The 15,857-nt window shown below is 71.0% G+C and carries 28 protein-coding genes; all 28 read left to right on the plus strand.

Translation table 11 applies throughout. The features are described from left to right. The first annotated feature begins 58 nt into the window (after positions 1-58). The 28 genes from ACFQE5_RS22095 (at position 59) to ACFQE5_RS22230 (ending at position 15,637) form a co-directional block, all read left to right on the plus strand. Complete coding sequence (locus ACFQE5_RS22095) at positions 59-1,363, plus strand: helicase-related protein (RefSeq protein WP_379587769.1); 1,305 nt, start codon at positions 59-61, stop codon at positions 1,361-1,363. Beyond that, on the plus strand, positions 1,360-2,004 hold the full coding sequence (locus ACFQE5_RS22100; RefSeq protein ID WP_379587770.1) for a hypothetical protein: 645 nt from the start codon (positions 1,360-1,362) through the stop codon (positions 2,002-2,004). Before ACFQE5_RS22095 ends, ACFQE5_RS22100 begins: the two co-directional genes overlap by 4 nt. Further along, positions 1,982-2,254 (plus strand): DNA methyltransferase, encoded by a 273-nt coding sequence (locus tag ACFQE5_RS22105; protein ID WP_379587771.1) that lies wholly within the window; start codon positions 1,982-1,984, stop codon positions 2,252-2,254. The genes ACFQE5_RS22100 and ACFQE5_RS22105 overlap by 23 nt, the downstream gene beginning before the upstream one ends. Continuing rightward, positions 2,251-3,375 carry a DNA polymerase III subunit beta gene (dnaN, locus tag ACFQE5_RS22110; RefSeq protein WP_379587773.1) on the plus strand — a complete coding sequence of 375 codons (1,125 nt, stop codon included), beginning with the start codon at positions 2,251-2,253 and terminating at the stop codon, positions 3,373-3,375. The genes ACFQE5_RS22105 and dnaN overlap by 4 nt, the downstream gene beginning before the upstream one ends. Continuing rightward, positions 3,372-3,884, plus strand: coding sequence for a hypothetical protein (locus ACFQE5_RS22115; RefSeq protein ID WP_379587774.1), 513 nt, complete (start codon positions 3,372-3,374; stop codon positions 3,882-3,884). The genes dnaN and ACFQE5_RS22115 overlap by 4 nt, the downstream gene beginning before the upstream one ends. Further along, positions 3,881-4,126 (plus strand): hypothetical protein, encoded by a 246-nt coding sequence (locus tag ACFQE5_RS22120; RefSeq protein WP_379587775.1) that lies wholly within the window; start codon positions 3,881-3,883, stop codon positions 4,124-4,126. Before ACFQE5_RS22115 ends, ACFQE5_RS22120 begins: the two co-directional genes overlap by 4 nt. Further along, entirely contained in the window at positions 4,114-4,863 is a 750-nt protein-coding gene (locus ACFQE5_RS22125) for a hypothetical protein (RefSeq protein ID WP_379587776.1), read from the plus strand. The genes ACFQE5_RS22120 and ACFQE5_RS22125 overlap by 13 nt, the downstream gene beginning before the upstream one ends. After that, on the plus strand, positions 4,856-5,335 hold the full coding sequence (locus ACFQE5_RS22130) for a DUF433 domain-containing protein (RefSeq protein ID WP_379587777.1): 480 nt from the start codon (positions 4,856-4,858) through the stop codon (positions 5,333-5,335). Before ACFQE5_RS22125 ends, ACFQE5_RS22130 begins: the two co-directional genes overlap by 8 nt. Then, positions 5,332-5,880, plus strand: coding sequence for a DUF6745 domain-containing protein (locus tag ACFQE5_RS22135; protein ID WP_379587778.1), 549 nt, complete (start codon positions 5,332-5,334; stop codon positions 5,878-5,880). Before ACFQE5_RS22130 ends, ACFQE5_RS22135 begins: the two co-directional genes overlap by 4 nt. Next, positions 5,877-6,170, plus strand: coding sequence for a hypothetical protein (locus ACFQE5_RS22140; protein WP_379587779.1), 294 nt, complete (start codon positions 5,877-5,879; stop codon positions 6,168-6,170). The genes ACFQE5_RS22135 and ACFQE5_RS22140 overlap by 4 nt, the downstream gene beginning before the upstream one ends. Next, positions 6,163-6,804 (plus strand): hypothetical protein, encoded by a 642-nt coding sequence (locus ACFQE5_RS22145; RefSeq protein ID WP_379587780.1) that lies wholly within the window; start codon positions 6,163-6,165, stop codon positions 6,802-6,804. Before ACFQE5_RS22140 ends, ACFQE5_RS22145 begins: the two co-directional genes overlap by 8 nt. Before the next feature lie 49 nt (positions 6,805-6,853). Continuing rightward, on the plus strand, positions 6,854-7,153 hold the full coding sequence (locus ACFQE5_RS22150) for a hypothetical protein (RefSeq protein ID WP_379587781.1): 300 nt from the start codon (positions 6,854-6,856) through the stop codon (positions 7,151-7,153). After that, positions 7,150-7,524, plus strand: a complete 375-nt coding sequence (locus ACFQE5_RS22155) for a helix-turn-helix domain-containing protein (RefSeq protein WP_379587782.1) — start codon at positions 7,150-7,152, stop codon at positions 7,522-7,524. The genes ACFQE5_RS22150 and ACFQE5_RS22155 overlap by 4 nt, the downstream gene beginning before the upstream one ends. After that, entirely contained in the window at positions 7,517-7,948 is a 432-nt protein-coding gene (locus ACFQE5_RS22160) for a hypothetical protein (protein ID WP_379587783.1), read from the plus strand. The genes ACFQE5_RS22155 and ACFQE5_RS22160 overlap by 8 nt, the downstream gene beginning before the upstream one ends. After that, the gene (locus tag ACFQE5_RS22165; RefSeq protein WP_379587784.1) at positions 7,945-8,247 is read left to right on the plus strand and encodes a hypothetical protein; all 303 of its coding nucleotides are present in this window, start codon (positions 7,945-7,947) and stop codon (positions 8,245-8,247) included. Before ACFQE5_RS22160 ends, ACFQE5_RS22165 begins: the two co-directional genes overlap by 4 nt. Next, on the plus strand, positions 8,244-8,561 hold the full coding sequence (locus ACFQE5_RS22170) for a hypothetical protein (RefSeq protein ID WP_379587785.1): 318 nt from the start codon (positions 8,244-8,246) through the stop codon (positions 8,559-8,561). The genes ACFQE5_RS22165 and ACFQE5_RS22170 overlap by 4 nt, the downstream gene beginning before the upstream one ends. Beyond that, positions 8,551-9,099, plus strand: coding sequence for a dCTP deaminase (dcd, locus tag ACFQE5_RS22175; protein ID WP_379587786.1), 549 nt, complete (start codon positions 8,551-8,553; stop codon positions 9,097-9,099). Before ACFQE5_RS22170 ends, dcd begins: the two co-directional genes overlap by 11 nt. Before the next feature lie 124 nt (positions 9,100-9,223). Next, a complete protein-coding gene (locus ACFQE5_RS22180) occupies positions 9,224-9,577 on the plus strand; it encodes a hypothetical protein (protein WP_379587787.1) in 354 nt (117 codons plus the stop codon). Continuing rightward, positions 9,574-9,873 carry a WhiB family transcriptional regulator gene (locus ACFQE5_RS22185; RefSeq protein ID WP_379587788.1) on the plus strand — a complete coding sequence of 100 codons (300 nt, stop codon included), beginning with the start codon at positions 9,574-9,576 and terminating at the stop codon, positions 9,871-9,873. Before ACFQE5_RS22180 ends, ACFQE5_RS22185 begins: the two co-directional genes overlap by 4 nt. After that, positions 9,870-10,160 (plus strand): response regulator transcription factor, encoded by a 291-nt coding sequence (locus ACFQE5_RS22190; RefSeq protein ID WP_379587790.1) that lies wholly within the window; start codon positions 9,870-9,872, stop codon positions 10,158-10,160. The genes ACFQE5_RS22185 and ACFQE5_RS22190 overlap by 4 nt, the downstream gene beginning before the upstream one ends. Next, the gene (locus tag ACFQE5_RS22195; RefSeq protein ID WP_379587791.1) at positions 10,157-10,342 is read left to right on the plus strand and encodes a hypothetical protein; all 186 of its coding nucleotides are present in this window, start codon (positions 10,157-10,159) and stop codon (positions 10,340-10,342) included. Before ACFQE5_RS22190 ends, ACFQE5_RS22195 begins: the two co-directional genes overlap by 4 nt. Further along, positions 10,339-10,632, plus strand: a complete 294-nt coding sequence (locus ACFQE5_RS22200; RefSeq protein ID WP_379587793.1) for a hypothetical protein — start codon at positions 10,339-10,341, stop codon at positions 10,630-10,632. Before ACFQE5_RS22195 ends, ACFQE5_RS22200 begins: the two co-directional genes overlap by 4 nt. Before the next feature lie 66 nt (positions 10,633-10,698). Next, positions 10,699-11,730: a hypothetical protein gene (locus ACFQE5_RS22205; RefSeq protein WP_379587794.1), complete on the plus strand. Its 1,032-nt coding sequence runs from the start codon at positions 10,699-10,701 to the stop codon at positions 11,728-11,730. Then, entirely contained in the window at positions 11,727-12,416 is a 690-nt protein-coding gene (locus tag ACFQE5_RS22210) for a BRO-N domain-containing protein (RefSeq protein ID WP_379587795.1), read from the plus strand. The genes ACFQE5_RS22205 and ACFQE5_RS22210 overlap by 4 nt, the downstream gene beginning before the upstream one ends. Positions 12,417-12,507: 91 nt before the next feature. Beyond that, the gene (locus ACFQE5_RS22215) at positions 12,508-12,900 is read left to right on the plus strand and encodes a hypothetical protein (RefSeq protein WP_379587796.1); all 393 of its coding nucleotides are present in this window, start codon (positions 12,508-12,510) and stop codon (positions 12,898-12,900) included. Continuing rightward, a complete protein-coding gene (locus ACFQE5_RS22220) occupies positions 12,893-13,279 on the plus strand; it encodes a hypothetical protein (protein WP_379587797.1) in 387 nt (128 codons plus the stop codon). The genes ACFQE5_RS22215 and ACFQE5_RS22220 overlap by 8 nt, the downstream gene beginning before the upstream one ends. A gap of 100 nt (positions 13,280-13,379) precedes the next feature. Beyond that, positions 13,380-14,105 carry a bifunctional DNA primase/polymerase gene (locus ACFQE5_RS22225; protein WP_379587798.1) on the plus strand — a complete coding sequence of 242 codons (726 nt, stop codon included), beginning with the start codon at positions 13,380-13,382 and terminating at the stop codon, positions 14,103-14,105. Positions 14,106-14,428: 323 nt separating this feature from the next. Then, positions 14,429-15,637, plus strand: coding sequence for an AAA family ATPase (locus tag ACFQE5_RS22230; RefSeq protein WP_379587799.1), 1,209 nt, complete (start codon positions 14,429-14,431; stop codon positions 15,635-15,637). Positions 15,638-15,857: the final 220 nt, after the last annotated feature.

The following is a 15,857-nucleotide window of genomic DNA, read 5'->3' on the forward strand; positions in this document are numbered from 1 at the left end:
CCCTCGCCGCCCTGACTGTCGCCGTGTGGTTGGTGGCGTGGACGTTCCCGGAGGGACCGTGAGCTACACCGAGTTTCTGCGGCGCAAAACCGCCGTCGCGCCCTCCCACGGCCGAGTTGTCGACCTGGGCGAGGTGCATCCGCTGCTGCACCCGTGGCAGGCCGAGATCGTGGCCTGGGCGGTGAGGACGGGCCGGGCCGCGATCTGGGCCGACACCGGGCTGGGCAAGACCATGATGCAGCTGGAGTGGGCGCGCCTGTCCGGGCAGACCTGCCTGATCGTGGCCCCGCTCGCGGTGTGTCACCAGACCGTCCGGGAAGCGCGAGACAAGCTGGGCCTGCAGGTGGCCTATGTGCGCGGCCAGGGCGAGGTGACCGGGCCCGGGTTGTGGATCACCAACCTGGAGATGGTGGAGCGGTTCGACCCGGCGGTGTTTGACGCGGTCGTGCTCGACGAGTCGTCGATCCTCAAGAGTTCCGACGGCAAGACCCGCAACCTGCTGATCCGGCACTTCGCCGACGTCCCGCGCCGTCTGGCGTGCACCGCTACCCCCGGCCCGAACGATGTGGAGGAACTCACCAACCACGCCGAGTTCCTCGCTGCCGCGACCCGCACCAGCATGCTGTCCGCGTACTTCGTGCACGACAACGACGGGTGGCGGTTGAAGGGCCACGCCCGCCGGCCGATGTTCCGGTGGATGGCGTCGTGGGCGCTCGCGATCCGCCGGCCGACGGATCTTGGCTATCCGGACGACGGCTACATCCTGCCCGGCCTGGAGATCGTCCCGGAGTTGGTGGGTGTCGAGCTCGACGTCGACGGGCAGCTGTTCGCCACCGACCTGGGTGGGGTGGGCGGCCGGGCGAGGGTGCGGCGGGAAACCCTGGACGCCCGCTGCGAGCGGGCCGCCGCCCTGGTCGCGGCCGAACCGGGCGAGCCGTGGCTGCTGTGGTGCGGGCTCAACGACGAGGCGGACCGGCTCGCCGAGCTGATTCCGGGCGCGGTGAACGTGCACGGGGCGATGTCAGCGGAGGACAAGGCGGCGGCGCTGCTCGGGTTCGCCGACGGCGAGATCAAGCATCTGATCAGCAAGCCAGCGATCGCCAGTTTCGGGTTGAACTACCAGCACTGCGCGCGGATGGCGTTCGTCGGGCTGTCGGACAGTTTCGAGTCCTACTACCAGTGCATCCGCCGCTGCTACCGGTATGGGCAGACCCGGCCCGTGCGGGTGCACATCGTGCTGTCGGAGTTGGAGCGGCAGATCGCCGCGAACGTGACCCGCAAGGAGCGGGACGCCGCGCAGGTGATGGCCGAGTTGGTCGCGGAGATGCGCCGCGCCCGCCACGAACTTCTGGAGGCATCGTGATCGACGACTACATCACCGATGAGGCGTCCGGGCAGGACTGGACGCTGATGCTGGGGGACTCGTGCGAGCGGCTCACTGAGATCGCCGATGGTTCGGTGCACCTGTCGGTGCATTCGCCGCCGTTCGCGAGCCTGTTCACCTACAGCCCCACCCCGCGGGATCTCGGTAACAGCTCCTCCCGCGAGGAGTTCTTCACCCACTACGGCTTCATCATCCGCGAGTTGCTGCGGGTGGCCATGCCCGGCCGGATCGCGTGCGTGCATGTCCAGCAGCTCACCACCACCAAAGCCTCTGACGGGGTGGTCGGGTTGACTGACTTCCGCGGGCAGGTGATCGCCGCCTACCAGGAGGCCGGATGGGTCTTCCACGGCGAGGTGACGGTCAACAAGGATCCGCAGGCGCAGGCGATCCGCACCAAGGCGCAGGCGCTGATGTTCGTGACGAAGAACCGGGATTCGTCGAAGACACGCCCGGCGCTGGCCGACTACCTGCTGATGTTCCGGGCCCCGGGGGGAGAACCCGATCCCGGTCAAGACCGATGTGTCGAACGACGAATGGATCGACTGGGCGCAGCCGGTGTGGCTGGACATCCAGGAGACCGACACGCTCAACGCCCGGGTGGCCCGCGACGACGCGGATGAGCGGCACATCTGCCCTCTCCAGCTGGGGTTCATCGAGCGTTGTGTGCGGTTGTGGTCGAACCCGGGGGAGACGGTGTTGTCGCCGTTCGCCGGGATCGGCTCGGAGGTGTATGTGGCGCGCAAGTTGGGTCGCCGCGGGGTCGGGATCGAGTTGAAGCCGAGTTATTGGCGGACCTCGGTGGACAACTTGCGCCGCCTCGACGACGAGATGTCACTGCCTGTTTTGTTCGACACTTTGGAGTCCGCGTGACCGGTCTGATTGTGTCTGCTGCTGATCTGCATGAGGCGGCGGGGTGGGCGGCACGCGCTGTCGCCACCCGCCCGCACGTGCCCGTCCTCGGGGGTCTGCTGATCGAGGTCGCCGACGACAAGCTGACGGTGTCGGGCTACGACTACGAGACCTGCCTGTCGGCCACCATCTCGGCGACGGTGACGACGCCCGGCCGGCTGCTGGTGTCGGCCCGGCTGCTGTCGGATGTGGCCGCCAAGCTGGGCAAGCAGTCCAACGTCGAGATCACGGCGGACGGTGCCCGGTTGACGGTGCGGGAGGGCCGGTCGGAGTGGCGGTTGCCGCTGCTGCCGGTGGAGGACTACCCGCAGCTCCCGGGCCTGGGCGAGTCGGTCGGGACGGTGGACGCCGGCGTGTTGCGGGCGGCGGTGGCGGCGGTGGTGCCGGCCGCGGGCAGGGACGACAGCCTGCCGATGTTGACCGGGGTCCGCGTCGAATCCGACGGCGACCGGATCGCCCTGGCGGCGACCGACCGGTTCCGGCTGGCCACCACCACCATCGGATGGTCCCCGGCCGGTGAGGCCAGTCTGGAGCTGTTGGTGACACCGCGGCTGCTCGACGCCGCGGTCAAGGCCACCCCCAGCGGGCCGCTGGCCGTGCACCACGACGGCGGCAACCTCGGGTTCGCCACCGAGTCGCACCGGCTTGTCGGCCGGTTGTTGGATGTGGAGTTTCCCCGCTGGCGGCAGCTGTTGCCCACCGACCTGTCCCGCTACGCGGTGGTCGACACGGCCGGGTTGGCGGAGGCGGCCGCGAAGGTGGCGGTCGTCACGGACCGGGTGGCGCAGGTGCGGCTCGCCGTGGACACCGACCGGATCGTCGTGTCCGCCGGCGGGGACGACACCGGCTCGGCGCAGGCCGACACCCTGGTGCACGAGCTGGTCGGTGACCCGATCATCGTCGGGGTCAACCCGGCCTATCTCGCGGATGCGCTCAAGGCGTGCGGGGCGGAGCGGGTGCGGGTCTGTTTCGGGGCCAACCCGAACCGGCCGATGCTGCTGCTCCCCGACAGCGACGACAGCGCGCACCGGCATCTCCTTATGCCTGTCCGGTTGGCCGAGCAGGGCAGGGCCGCCGCGTGAGCCGCCGCAAGCCGACCCCACCCAACCCCGGCGGGCTGTGCCTGTGTGGGTGCGGGCAGACCACCTCGATCGCCACCAAAACCGATCGGCATCAACGCCGGGTGCGCGGCGAGCACGTCCGGTTTGTGGTCGGGCATCACCCGCGGGGCCTGTGCGGCCCGCCCGCCGACGTGCCCGCGGACGCGTGGCGGTGCGCCAACCCCGGCTGCCGGTGGCCGCTGCGGGCCTGCACCGCGCCACCGCGGCGAGGGTTTCGGGCACACCAGGCCCGCAACCTGTGCGCCCGCTGCCACATCAGGGCCCGGCGGGACGGCTGGCTAGACCGGTTCCCGCGGCTGGTGCGCCGCCGCGACGAGGTCCTCAACGCCCTGGAAGACCTGCGCGGCATCGGGTACAGCGACGCCCAGGTCGCCGCCCATTTGGGGATCAGCGCGGATGCGCTGCGGCTGCACCTGACCCGCGCCGCCCGCGACGGCGACCCCCGCGTGACCGGGCTGGTGGCGGCGTGACCCCGGCCAAGACGTGTTGGCGGGCGGTGGAGCTGCTGGACCGGCACGACCAGCAGCGGCCACATTCGGTGGCTGGCCCGCTGCGGGGGCTGCTGACCACTGTTGCCCGCATGTGCGACACCCGGCCCGGTGAGCCGCCGGCCGGGTTGGCCGCCTATGTGCTGGACCTGGCTGAGGTGATCGTGCGGCTCGCCGATCACCCCACCCTCGACCGTGAGGAGACCCCCGAATGCCTGACCTGACCGCCTACACGATCACCCCCGAAATGCTGGCCACCCCGCTCGCGTCCGGCAGCCACGACACCCGCGGCGACGGGGTGTGTCTGATGGAGTGGCTGGCGTGGGTGGCTGGGGAGGAGCACACCGACCACCCGCAATGTGTGTCCCCGGTGCTCGGTGTGTTTGGGCGCGGCCTCAATGATGTGCTGCCGCGTGCTGCGCGTCAGCGGCTCAAGACGGTGGGGCTGGCCGCGCTGGGCACTGCTGGTGACGGCCTGGACGAGACCCGCTCCTATATGGCGCTGGATTGGCTGGTCCGCACGTGGCTGCCCGCGTGGCTGGATCTGGTGCCGTCCTGCCGTGAGGCGGCGGTGAGGGTGCGCGACCTAGGGCGGATTGTGGATGTGGTGTCGGCGGATCGCGCCGGGCTGGTGGTGCGGGAGGCGCGCGAGCAGGCGACCGCCGCGTGGGACGCCGCTCGGGCCGCCGCGTGGGCCGCCGCTCGGGACGCCGATCGGGACGCCGCGTGGGACGCCGCGTGGGCCGCCGCTCGGGACGCCGCGTGGGCCGTCGCGTGGGCCGCCGATCGGGACGCCGCGTGGGCCGCCGCGTGGGCCGTCGCGTGGGCCGCCGATCGGGACGCCGCGTGGGCCGTCGCTCGGGCCCCCCTCGCGCCGACCGTCACCGCGCTCCAGCAGTCCGCGATCGACCTGTACGCCCGGATGATCCGCCCCGACCGTGAGGAGACCCCAGATGCCTGAGACCTGTGGCCGTGACCTGGTGGGGACGGTGCGTGTCCACCCCGACGACGACCCGACAGGCCTCGACGCGCGTCGGATCATCCGGCTGGACTGGATCGACGGGTGGACGTGGATCACGGGCCGCCCCGACCACTCCGGCCTGTATCTGCGGGATGCGGAGGTGCAGGCATGGCGGGTGCAGTCGCTGCCCGCGCTGGCCCGCATCCTCGGCCACCCCGACCCGGCCGACCCGGGCACGGATGAGCTGCTGATCGTCACCCACCCCGCCCGCCGGGGCGGACGCCCCACGATCGGGCACACCCGGCTGGATGTGGCCACCATCTGGGAGTGGCTGGCGGCCGGGGAGACCGTCGAGCAGATCTGTGCCGCCTACCCGCACGTCACGGCCGGGCAGGTGCGGGTGGTGGAGGCGCTACGAGCCGACCTCACCGACCACGACACCGACGACGACACCGACGAGGAGACCCGATGATGCACGACGGCGCTTTGACCGCGGACCAGCTCACCCACATCCAGGGGGTGCGGGACGACTGGATGCGGGTCGGTGTGTCCACCGAGCGGTGTGACCGCCCGGCGGCGGAGGCGGCGGTGCGCGCCGTCTACACGGCGGCGGGGCTGGTGGCGCCGACCTGGGTGGTGTGGGCGGACTCCCCGCTCGGTGGGGCGAGGGCGGTGCTCGACCAGCCCGGGGACCGACTCTGGGACGAGGTCGGGGGTCACCTCTGCCCGTGGCGGGACGCGTACTGGCTGGCCTACCACCAGGTCGCCCGGCCGATCGCTGGGCTGCCCCCCTCACCGCAGCTGGACGCGCTCGCCGCCGCGACCCGGGCGGTCGGCTGGTGGTGGCCGATGCGTGACGTGGCGGTACTGACCGACCGCCCCACCCAACTGCACCGGGACGAGCAGGGACGGCTACACCGGGAGGGCGGCCCGGCGGTCGCCTACGCGGACGGGTGGGCGCTGCACTACCGGCACGGCACCCCGCACCCCGCCCTCACCGCCGGGGAGACCTTGTGACGGCGGGCCGTGCCGAGACACGGCAGGCCGCGGCCGCGGTCCTGCGGGAGGCCACCACCCTCGCCGCAGCGGAACCCACCGCCTCGGCTGCGACCCGGGTCGCCTGGCAGCACCTCCACACCGACCGCGCCCTGATCGGCGCCGTGTTTCGGGCGTGGGCGGACGCCGAGCAGGTCGCCGACATCCACACCCTGGCGGGGGTGCTGCACCGTCGACACCGCCTGCCCGCCCAAGTCGCGGCCTCGCTCCGGCAGGCCTCCACCCTCCTGGAGGACACCCCCGATGAGTGACCCGACTCCCACCCCGGACCTGTCCGACGCTGAGGTGATGGTCCGCCACTGGGCCAAGACGTGGGCGGGGCCGCTGCTGGTCGCCGTGCTTGCCGAGTACGACCGGCGCGCCGACGAGATCGCGCGGCTCACCCGGCAAGCCAACTGCGGCGCCGGGCACGACCCCGAGCGGATCTGCTGCGCCCACGCCGCCGAGGTCGAACGGCTGCGCGGCGAGACTGCGCGAGCGTGGGAGGTCGCCGCCGGTGGACGCTGCCAGTGCGGCGAGGTCATCACCCTCACCGCAGACGGGCGACTCACCGACCACGACGCCTACGGGGAGCGGTGCGCGTGGTCCGGCACCCGGGACCACGAGCCGCCGAACCTACAGCGCACGGCGGAATTGGAGCGGCTGCGCCGCCGACTGTGGGCGGTGCTCGACCGGCACCCCGGCAGCGACCAAGACCTGGCCGACACGGTGCGGAACCTGCTCGCCGCCACCGCCCGGCTACGCACCCAACGGCAGGTCGCCCTCGACCTACACCGCGTCGCCCCGGCGGCACCGGAGCACGACCCGTACTGCGCAGTGTGCGGGCCGTACCAGCACGAGTGGCCGTGCCCCACCATCCAAGCCCTGGAGGCGACCGATGGCTGACCGGGCCCGCTGGGGCAAGGCCTGGGCGCGGCGGCGGAGGTGACCGGATATGACCAGCCTTGACGGGCAGACCCGGCTGGATGCCACCTACCGGCCCGCCCGCGACCAGTGCGGCGACCCCACCCAAGACCCGCCGATGGTCGTCAGGGTCCACCCCGACGACGACCCGAGAGACCCCGAGGCGCGTCGGGTGATCCGCATCACCGACCCGGGCCGGTGGGTGTGGCTGCAAGTCACCGGCACCGGCCGGTTCGTCACCTACCAGCACCGTGACGTGGCCGGGTGGCCGATCCAGCACCCCATCGTCTACGCCGCCACGTTCCGGCACGCCAGCAGGGGGAAGCGGTGAGCCCCACTGATCTGGCCGCCGCGGTGAAGGCCCGGCGCCACGAACTCGGGCTGGGAAAGGAACAGCTCAGAAAGCGTGGCGGCCCCAGCCACCAGACCGTGCGCAACATCGAGCGCGGTGTGGAGACGCGCCTCAACGAGCTGACGTACTCCAAGCTGGATCGCGCGCTCGGCTGGACGCCGGGCAGCGCGGCACGGCTACTCGACGATGGCGCCCCGCCCACCCTCGCAACAACCCCGGCCCCAGCCCCGGAGGCTGTGTCCCTGTCGGCCGAGGACGCCCGTGCGCTCGCCATCGGCCGCGCCGTCCTCGCCCTCGTCCACGCGCTCGACCACCGGCACGCCACCCCAGGGAGGGGAACCGATGACTGACCGCCGATGGCCGACCCGCGAGCAGTGGGCCGCCAACGCCGAGAAAGCCGTCCGCCACGCCTGCTACCCACACCAGCGGGTCCCCGAGGACCTCCACACGTGGGCCGACCAGGACGACCGTGACTTGCTGGCCCGCCGCGCGGTAGAGGCACGCCGCGCCTGCAACCGGATCGCGCGCACCCTCGCCGGCGACACCACCCGCGTGCAGCTGGCCGATATCGACCGCGAGATGACCGCCATCCAGATGCTCGTGCGCCTGTGGGATGGGGTGCTCGCCCAGCGGGAAACGGCCACCACCCAGGCTGTTGAGGACGCTGTCGCCCGCGAGGTCGCCCGCCGCCAAACCGACGAGGCATGGGAGCGCGAGCTACGCCGCCGGGCCGACATCGACAAGCCGTGGGTGATCACCGGGTCTGTCACATGACCGCGGACCTTACCCCCGCGGTGCTGGCCGAGGACGTGCACGCCATCGCCGACCGGCTCGACGCCCTCGGCGCGGCTGGGGCGTGCGCGGTGCTGCGGCAGGCTGCCGACCGGCTCGACGAGCTGGACGCCTACTCGGCGGCGCTACGCCAGATGGCGCGGCGGGTGTGGCAGACCCGCGCCCACACCAACGCCGCCCACGCCGCCTACCGCGACGAGGTGCTGCGCCGCTGGCAGGCCGAACGCGAGGCCCGCCGGCTCCGCGAGCAGACCCTCAGCCACGACAGGAGACCCGTGTGACCCGCGACGAGTTCAACCAGCTACTCGACGACCTGTTCGAGCAGGTGCGGAAGATCAACGACTCCAAAGGGTTGGAATACGCCACCCACGATGACGCGCTCGCCAACTTCCGGCGTCGGGGTGCCGAGCTCGGGCTGTCCCCGCTGCAAGTCTGGGGGATCTTCTACGGCAAACACCACGACGCGATCCTGTCCTACCTGCGCCGGGGCGGCACCCTGTCCGAGCCGATCGAGGGCCGCATCCACGACGCCATCCTCTACCTCGCCCTGCTGGCCGGGCTGGTCGCCGAGCAGGAGACGCAGCGTGCTGGCTGACCGTGACATCCGCGCCCTGCTCGACTCGGGCCGGCTGGTGATCGACCCGCTGAAACCGGACCGCATCCAACCCGCCAGCGTCGATCTCACCCTCGGGGACCAGTACCGCAGCTTCGATCGCAGCCTGTTCCGGCGGGTGCGCCTGTCCGCTATCCCCGACGACCTCACCGAACTGCACGACGGGTCGGACGGGATCGTGTTGGAGCCGGGCCGATTCCTGCTCGCCACCACCGCCGAAACCGTGACCCTGCCCGACGATGTGTGCGGCATCCTGCACGGCCGCTCCACCCTCGGCCGCCTCGGGTTGACCGTCCACGTCACCGCCGGCCTGATCGATCCCGGGTTCGCCGGCCACATCACGTTGGAGGTGGTCAACGTCGGCGACCTGCACCTCGAACTGTGGCCCGGGGATGTGATCGGGCAGCTCACCCTCCACCCCATGAGCTCACCCTGCCAGCGGCCCTACGGGTCGGCCGGGTTGGGGTCGCACTACCAACACCAGCGCGGCCCGACCCCACCAAGGTCAGGGGCCGGGTAGCCGCACGGCGCCACAGTCTGCCCCGCATCCCCGTAGCCCGGGTGCGGGGCAGACCCGTATAAAGGGGCAGGTCGCCACAGGCTGCCCCTGGACGAATTGCGGGAACTTGCGGTAACTTGTGGCCATGGCTGATTCCCGCACGCCCCACGCAGCCCACACACCCCACATCGCCGACACCTCCACCTGGTGCACCAGCTGCCACGAAATCAACCTCGACTGCTGGTGCGACGAGGGGGAGCTGCTGCCGTGGCCGCAGTACGCGACCCGCTTCGGGCTGCCCACCGACACCACATCCGAGGCCCTCGACGTCGAGGTCGACGAGCGACCAGACGAACCCGCCTACGTCACCGCCGCCCGCTACCGGGGCAAAGCGCTCGAGCATTGGAACAACGCCGACCTGCGGGTTCGGCTGCTCGCCCGCGCCGACCAACTGGACGGCCACCCCCAGGGGCAGCACCCCCGGCAGGTCACGTCGTGACCCGCCTCGCCGCCGTCCCCAACCTCGGCTGGCAGGAACACGCCGCCTGCCGCGACGCCAACCCGTCCGTGTTCTCCCCCGTCGACGACCGCGGCCGGGTCGATCTCGACCAGGCCCGACACGTCGCCCACACCTGGTGCGCCGGGTGCCCCGTCATCACCCAATGCCGCACCTCGGCGCTCGTCCTGGGCGCGCAAGAGATCGTGCAGGCCGGGGCGTGGTGGCCGCTGTCCACCTCCCGCAACCCCGAACCCGTCAACCTCCTTGACAACCTCGACGGGATGGACGCGGCATGAGCAGGCCGCTCACCCCGCGCGAGCTGGAGGTGCTGCACCTGGTCGCGGTCGGCTACAGCAACACCCGAATCGGGCGGCGCCTGCACCTGACCGAGAACACCATCAAAACGTATATGCGGCGCATCCTGGCCGCGCTCGGTGCCCGCGACCGGGCGCACGCCGTCACCCAAGGGTTCCGGCACGGGCTGCTGCGGGTCGCCCGCCTCGACGACGCCGACCACCTCGCGGCCGGTGTCCCGGTCCGCGCTCTGCACCCCATCGACCGCGACCTGCGGGGGTCGGCATGAGCCGCGAACCCGCCGACCAGCACCGCCCCGACTGTCGGGTGTGGACCCACCCCGGGCCCGTCGACCCCCCGGAGGCCGACTGCACCTGCCGAAGCCGCGACTGGACGGCCTGGCTGGCCGACTGGCACCGGCAGGTCGACACCCTCACCGACCGTTTCACCCGAGGAGGCCACACGGCATGAGCGGCTACTACGACCGGCAGGGCAACCCGATCACACTGGACGACTGGGTGGCCACCTTCCGCCACAACGACGGGCGGGTCGCGCTCGACACCGTCGGCGCCGTCACCGTCTCCACCGTCCACCTCGGCATCGACCACAGCTTCGGCTCCGGGCGCCCGCTGATCTTCGAAACGATGGTGCTCGGTGGCCCCCTCGACGAGGAACAGGCCCGCTACAGCAGCGAGGTCGAGGCGGTCGCAGGGCACCAGCAGGTGGTGGCCCGCGTCCACGCCGCGGAGACGGGCGCGTGAAACCCCACCCCCACCGCAGCCCGTAACCCAACCAACAAACAGCGGCCGCCCCGAAGGAAACGAGTCTTGACCGCAGACCTGTTCGACACCCCCGCCCCCGAGATCCGGCGCGACCGGTGGGGGCGGCCGCTCATCACCCCACCCGACGGCGGCAAACCCGTCGGCTACACCCGCGCATCCACCCTCGGCGGCGCGCTCGAAGACACCTACGGGCTCACCCGCTGGAAACAACGGATGACCGCCATCGGGGTCGCCTCCCGGCCCGACCTGCTGCTCGCCGTCAACGCCCACCGCGACAGCAAAGACAAGCTCAACAGCCTCGTCGACCAAGCCATGGATGCTGCCGAGGCCAGCGCCCGCGCCACCATCGGCACTGGCATGCACGCCTTCGCCGAACGCATCGACCGCGGTGAAGACCCCGGGTTCATTCCCCCCGAGTTCGCCGCCGACCTCGACGCCTACCGGCGGCTCACCGAGCCGCTGTTCGAGCACGTCGCCATCGAACAGTTCTGTGTCTGCGACGAACTGCAAGTCGCCGGCACCCCTGACCGGGTGTCCCGGCTGCGGCAGCCGCTCACCGCCCCCGACCGGACCCACATTCCCGCGGGGGCTGTCGTCGTCACCGACGAGAAAACGTCCGGGTCGATGGACTTCGGCGGCATCAAATTCTCGGTACAGCTCGCCGTGTACGCCCACGGCCAGGCCTACCACCCCGGCACTGGGCAGCGCACCCCGTGGCCAGGACCGGTGCGCACCGACTGGGGGTTGATCGTGTGGTGCCCGGCCGGGGAAGGCCGCGCCGAACTGTTCTGGGTGAACATCGCCGCCGGGTGGGAACTCGCCCAACTGTCGGTGCATGTGCGGGAGCAGCGGGCCCGCAAAGACCTCCTCGTCGCCACCCAACCCGACAGCGTCAGCGACAACACCACCGTCGACCCGGCGACACGCGACTACACCGCAGAAGCCCGCGCCGCCGACACGGTGGACGCACTCAACCAGGTGTGGTTCGCCGCCGACGCCGCCGGCCACGGCACCCCCGACCTGATCGAGGTGTGCCGCGCTCGGAAGGCGCAGCTACTTGAAGGGAAGACCGCGTGAACGACATCGTTCCGTTCCACTACGGAGCGCACGAGGTGCGCACCGTCGAGATCGACGGCGAGCCGTGGTTCGTCGCCGCAGACGTGTGCACCATCCTCGACATCGGCCGAGTCCACGACGCTGTCCGTGGACTCGACGACGACGAGAAGGGTGCGGACACTATCCGCACCCCTGGCGGTGACCAGCAAGTCACCATCGTCAACGAGCCTGGCCTGTACTCGCTGATCCTCCGCTCCCGGAAACCGGAGGCGAAGGCGTTCAAGCGGTGGATCACCCACGAGGTGCTCCCAGCGATCCGCCGCACCGGCTCCTACTCGGTCGCCCCCACATCGCAGCTCGACATCCTGCGTGCCGCGATCGACCAGATCGAAGCCGCGCAGCTCGCGGCGCAGCGGGCCGAACTCGTCGCCGAGCACGCCGCGGAGACCGTGCGCGAGGTCGGGCACCGTGTCGACGCGCTCGAAGGAAACCACGGCTGGTACAGCGCCCTCGCCTACGCCCGACGACGCAACTGGGCCACCAGCGTCGACTTCCTCAACCCGCTCGGTCGGCGCGCCGGACAGATCGGTCGGGCCGCGGGCCTACGGGCCGCGAAGGTCCCGCACCCCATCTACGGGGAAGCCAACGCCTGGCCCGAATGGGTGTGGGACCAGGCCTACCAGGACGGGGCAGGCGGTGCGGCATGACCGCGCTCGTCGTCGTACTGGCCGATCTTGTCCCGCGCGACTCGTCGGCGGGTGAGCTGCTGGCCTGGATCGAGCGGGAGAGGTGAACAGCGTGAGCGCCGACCCGTTCGACCCGCCGACACCTGTGGGCACCGGCGGTCTGCTCCACCCTCTGCGGGAGGCGTGCGGGTGTGGGCACCTCATGGGGACGCTCACGCGCCGGAGCGGTCAGGACGAGTCGACCTGCCCCAACTGCGGTGAACCCACCCTCACCTTCCGCGACGACCTCACCCCCACCCCGATCGTGCTCGACGGCCACAACCTGCCGATCACCGCCGACCTCGACGCGCTCGTCGCCGAACACCGGGTATGGCGCTACCTCGGTCCCCGCATCGGCTGGGACCCCCTGATCCGGGCCGCCCGCGACTGGCGGCCCCTCCGCGTCACCCACCGGTGCGCGGACCACCCCGAGAACAAGCACAAGAAGGAGCACAAGAATGTCTGACGACCTGTTCGACGGGCCCGGCAGCTCGAGCGGCATCTCCTGGGAGGAGATCAACGGCCGGCTGCTGCTGATCACCCCCCACTCCGTCGAGACCGGGATCAAAACCTCCTACGGCGACACCGACGCCGTCCGCGCCGACGTGGTCGTGCTCGACGGACCCGACGCCCCCGACGAGTACGCCGACACCCTCATCTTCCCGCGGGTGCTACAAGGCCAGGTCCGTAAGAACGCCGGCACCGGCCGCATGAATTTGGGCCGGCTGGGGCAGGGCAACAAGAAGCCAGGCCAATCTCCCCCGTGGATGTTGGGGGACCCCACCGACGCCGACAAGGCCATCGCCCGCAACTACCTCGCCCAGAACTCGCAGCCGCCGTTCTGAGCGGTGTCGACCCCGCCACCAGCCCCCGACTGGTGGCGGGGCAGAGACCACTCAGAACACGCGCTCCCCCCGCGGCGACCACAACAAGGAGGGCAGGCCGTTGCGTATCTACTCGACATGCACCGTCTGCGACCAGCAGTTGATGCTGGCCGAGCTCGGCCAAACCCAACACCCCAACTGCCAGACCAGTTCGCCGACCGGAGACCCGCTCGCCGACGCTTTCCTAGCCGCCGTCGAGGCCGACGACCAGCACACCGCCGACCAACTGGCCGCGCAACTCGACGGTGTCGACCAGCGGCCGCCGCAGCTCGGCCGGGCCGCGGTCGCCTACGCCGAACTCGGCTGGCCGGTTTTTCCGCTGCAGCCCGGCGACAAGATCCCCTACCCGCGGTCCCGCGGATTCAAAGACGCCACCACCAACCTCGACGTGGTGCGTCGCTGGTGGACCAACGCCCCCCACTGCAACATCGGTGTCGCCACCGGTCACATGTTCGACGTCCTCGACGTCGACATCACCCGCAAAGACGGCACCCCCTCCGGTGCCCTGTGGGAATGGGTTGAGTTGCGCGACTCGGGGAAGCTGCCCGACATCCACGGCATCAGCATCACCCCCCGCGGGGGGCTGCACGTGCTGTTCCAACCCACCGGTGGCGGCAACCTGGCCGGGTTCCGCCCCGGCATGGACTACCGCGGCCGCGGCGGCTACATCGTCGCCCCACCCTCCCGGCGCGCCGACGGGCGCCGCTACCAGTGGTGGGTGCGGCCCTCCCCACACATCACCGCCCGCGGGCAGCGACCTGTCGAACACGGCCCCCACGCGGCATGAGCTCCGCCGAGAAAGAACACCCGTTCCTGACGGTGCTGTACGAGCGGGGCGCACTCCCACGCCCTGAACGTGCACACATCCGCGCCGTCCCCGACCTGCCGGTCGCCGCCACCAACGACCCACAGGCACGCAGGTACGCCCAAGCCGCGCTCGACAGCGAGTGCCGCGAGGTTGCGGCCGCCCCCGAAGGGGTTCGCAACCACACCCTCAACAAGGCGGCGTTCAGCATCGGGCAACTCGTCGCGGCTGGGCATCTCGACCCGGCCACCACCCTTGACCGGCTCGACGCCGCAGGACGCGCCTGCGGGCTACCCGCCGACGAGGTGCGGCGCACCATCGTCCACGCCGTCCGCGACGGCGGCCGCGAACCCCGCATCGTCCGACTCAACCCCGACTACGGTGCACCCGACGCCGCCACCCTCGACCCGTTCACGGCACCCGTCGGCGACAGCAACCAAGGGCGAGACGACGAGCCCGACGAGGACCCCAGCGGTGACGGAAACCCGAGCGGGGAACGTGATCCGTTTCGGCACCCGCAGGTCGCCACCGGCGAAGATTTCATCTTCGCCGTCCAAGCCGAGGAACCCGCGATCTGGGGGCGCGGCGCACAAGTGCTGTGGGCGCCCGGCGAAGCACTGATCTTCACCGGCCCGCCAGGGGTGGGGAAAACCACTATCACCCAACAGCTGGTGCTCGCCCGCGTCGGGCTCGTCGACACCTTCCTCGGGTTCCCCGTCCAACCCACCTCCAGCAAGGTGCTGTATCTGGCGATGGACCGGCCACGGCAGATTGCCCGGTCGATGCGGCGCATGGTCGACGACGGCGACCGGCAGCTGCTCGCCGCACGGCTCGTGGTGTGGAAGGGTCCGCTGCCCGCGGACGCGGCCGCCCGCCCCGACATCCTGCTGCAGGCGGCCCGCGCCTACGGAGCCGACACGATCATCGTCGACTCGGTGAAAGACGCCTCCGTCGGCCTGGTGGGCAGCGAACAGGCCGGCCTTTACAACCGGGCCCGCCAACGCGCCCTCGCCGAAGGTATTGAGATCGTCGAGATCGCCCACCAGCGCAAACACGGCGCCAACCAAGGGGCACCCAAAACGCTGCAGGACATGCACGGCGGGATGGAGCTGTCCGCTGGCGCCGGGTCGGTGTTCCTCGTGTGGGGACAAGCCGGGGATCTTGTGGTTGAGCTCAACCACCTGAAACAGCCCGCGGAGATGGTGGGTCCGCTGTTGCTGGTGCACGACCACGACGCGGGCCGTACCGAGGTGGAGAAGCGGGCCGACGCCGGGGACGTGATGCGGCTGGAGCCGTGGAAGATCTGGACGCCGGTTGATCTTGCTGCGGTGCTGTCGGAGTCGACCGGCAAACCGTCCCGCGGGGATGTGGAGCGGGTCCGTCGGAAGGTCGAAAAGCTCGCCACAGAGGGGCTGGTGGTGCGGGTTCCAGGTGAGGTCGGCCGTAACGGAAAACCTGAAGTGCGCTACAGGTGGGCGCAAACCGCGCCCGACACCACCTGGGGCGGATCATGACAAAACCGCAGGTCACAGCCCCGTGCAGGATTGGTCAACGCTCTGACCAGCACTTATGCGGCATTTGTGCTGGTCAGCGCTTTACACGCGATCCTGCACGGCCTGCACGGTCCTGCACGCGGTCCTGCACGTCCTGCACGCGATCTTCATTTGTGCAGGTCAGGGCGTCGGAATCCTGCACGCGTCCTGCACGTCCTGCACGGTCCTGCACGCGCGGCCC

The sequence above is a fragment of the Pseudonocardia hispaniensis genome (assembly GCF_042658695.1).
Taxonomy (GTDB): Bacteria; Actinomycetota; Actinomycetes; order Mycobacteriales; family Pseudonocardiaceae; genus Pseudonocardia; species Pseudonocardia hispaniensis.

What these genes read in the sequence shown, in the direction of transcription:
- ACFQE5_RS22135 (WP_379587778.1), top strand. Translation starts at nt 5,332, where the DNA reads ATGATGCACGACGGCGCTTTGACCGCGGACCAGCTCACCCACATCCAG.
- ACFQE5_RS22220 (WP_379587797.1), top strand. Translation starts at nt 12,893, where the DNA reads ATGTCTGACGACCTGTTCGACGGGCCCGGCAGCTCGAGCGGCATCTCC.
- ACFQE5_RS22150 (WP_379587781.1), top strand. Translation starts at nt 6,854, where the DNA reads ATGACCAGCCTTGACGGGCAGACCCGGCTGGATGCCACCTACCGGCCC.
- ACFQE5_RS22200 (WP_379587793.1), top strand. Translation starts at nt 10,339, where the DNA reads ATGAGCGGCTACTACGACCGGCAGGGCAACCCGATCACACTGGACGAC.
- ACFQE5_RS22130 (WP_379587777.1), top strand. Translation starts at nt 4,856, where the DNA reads ATGCCTGAGACCTGTGGCCGTGACCTGGTGGGGACGGTGCGTGTCCAC.
- ACFQE5_RS22195 (WP_379587791.1), top strand. Translation starts at nt 10,157, where the DNA reads ATGAGCCGCGAACCCGCCGACCAGCACCGCCCCGACTGTCGGGTGTGG.
- ACFQE5_RS22160 (WP_379587783.1), top strand. Translation starts at nt 7,517, where the DNA reads ATGACTGACCGCCGATGGCCGACCCGCGAGCAGTGGGCCGCCAACGCC.
- ACFQE5_RS22125 (WP_379587776.1), top strand. Translation starts at nt 4,114, where the DNA reads ATGCCTGACCTGACCGCCTACACGATCACCCCCGAAATGCTGGCCACC.
- ACFQE5_RS22190 (WP_379587790.1), top strand. Translation starts at nt 9,870, where the DNA reads ATGAGCAGGCCGCTCACCCCGCGCGAGCTGGAGGTGCTGCACCTGGTC.
- ACFQE5_RS22145 (WP_379587780.1), top strand. Translation starts at nt 6,163, where the DNA reads ATGAGTGACCCGACTCCCACCCCGGACCTGTCCGACGCTGAGGTGATG.
- ACFQE5_RS22165 (WP_379587784.1), top strand. Translation starts at nt 7,945, where the DNA reads ATGACCGCGGACCTTACCCCCGCGGTGCTGGCCGAGGACGTGCACGCC.
- ACFQE5_RS22180 (WP_379587787.1), top strand. Translation starts at nt 9,224, where the DNA reads ATGGCTGATTCCCGCACGCCCCACGCAGCCCACACACCCCACATCGCC.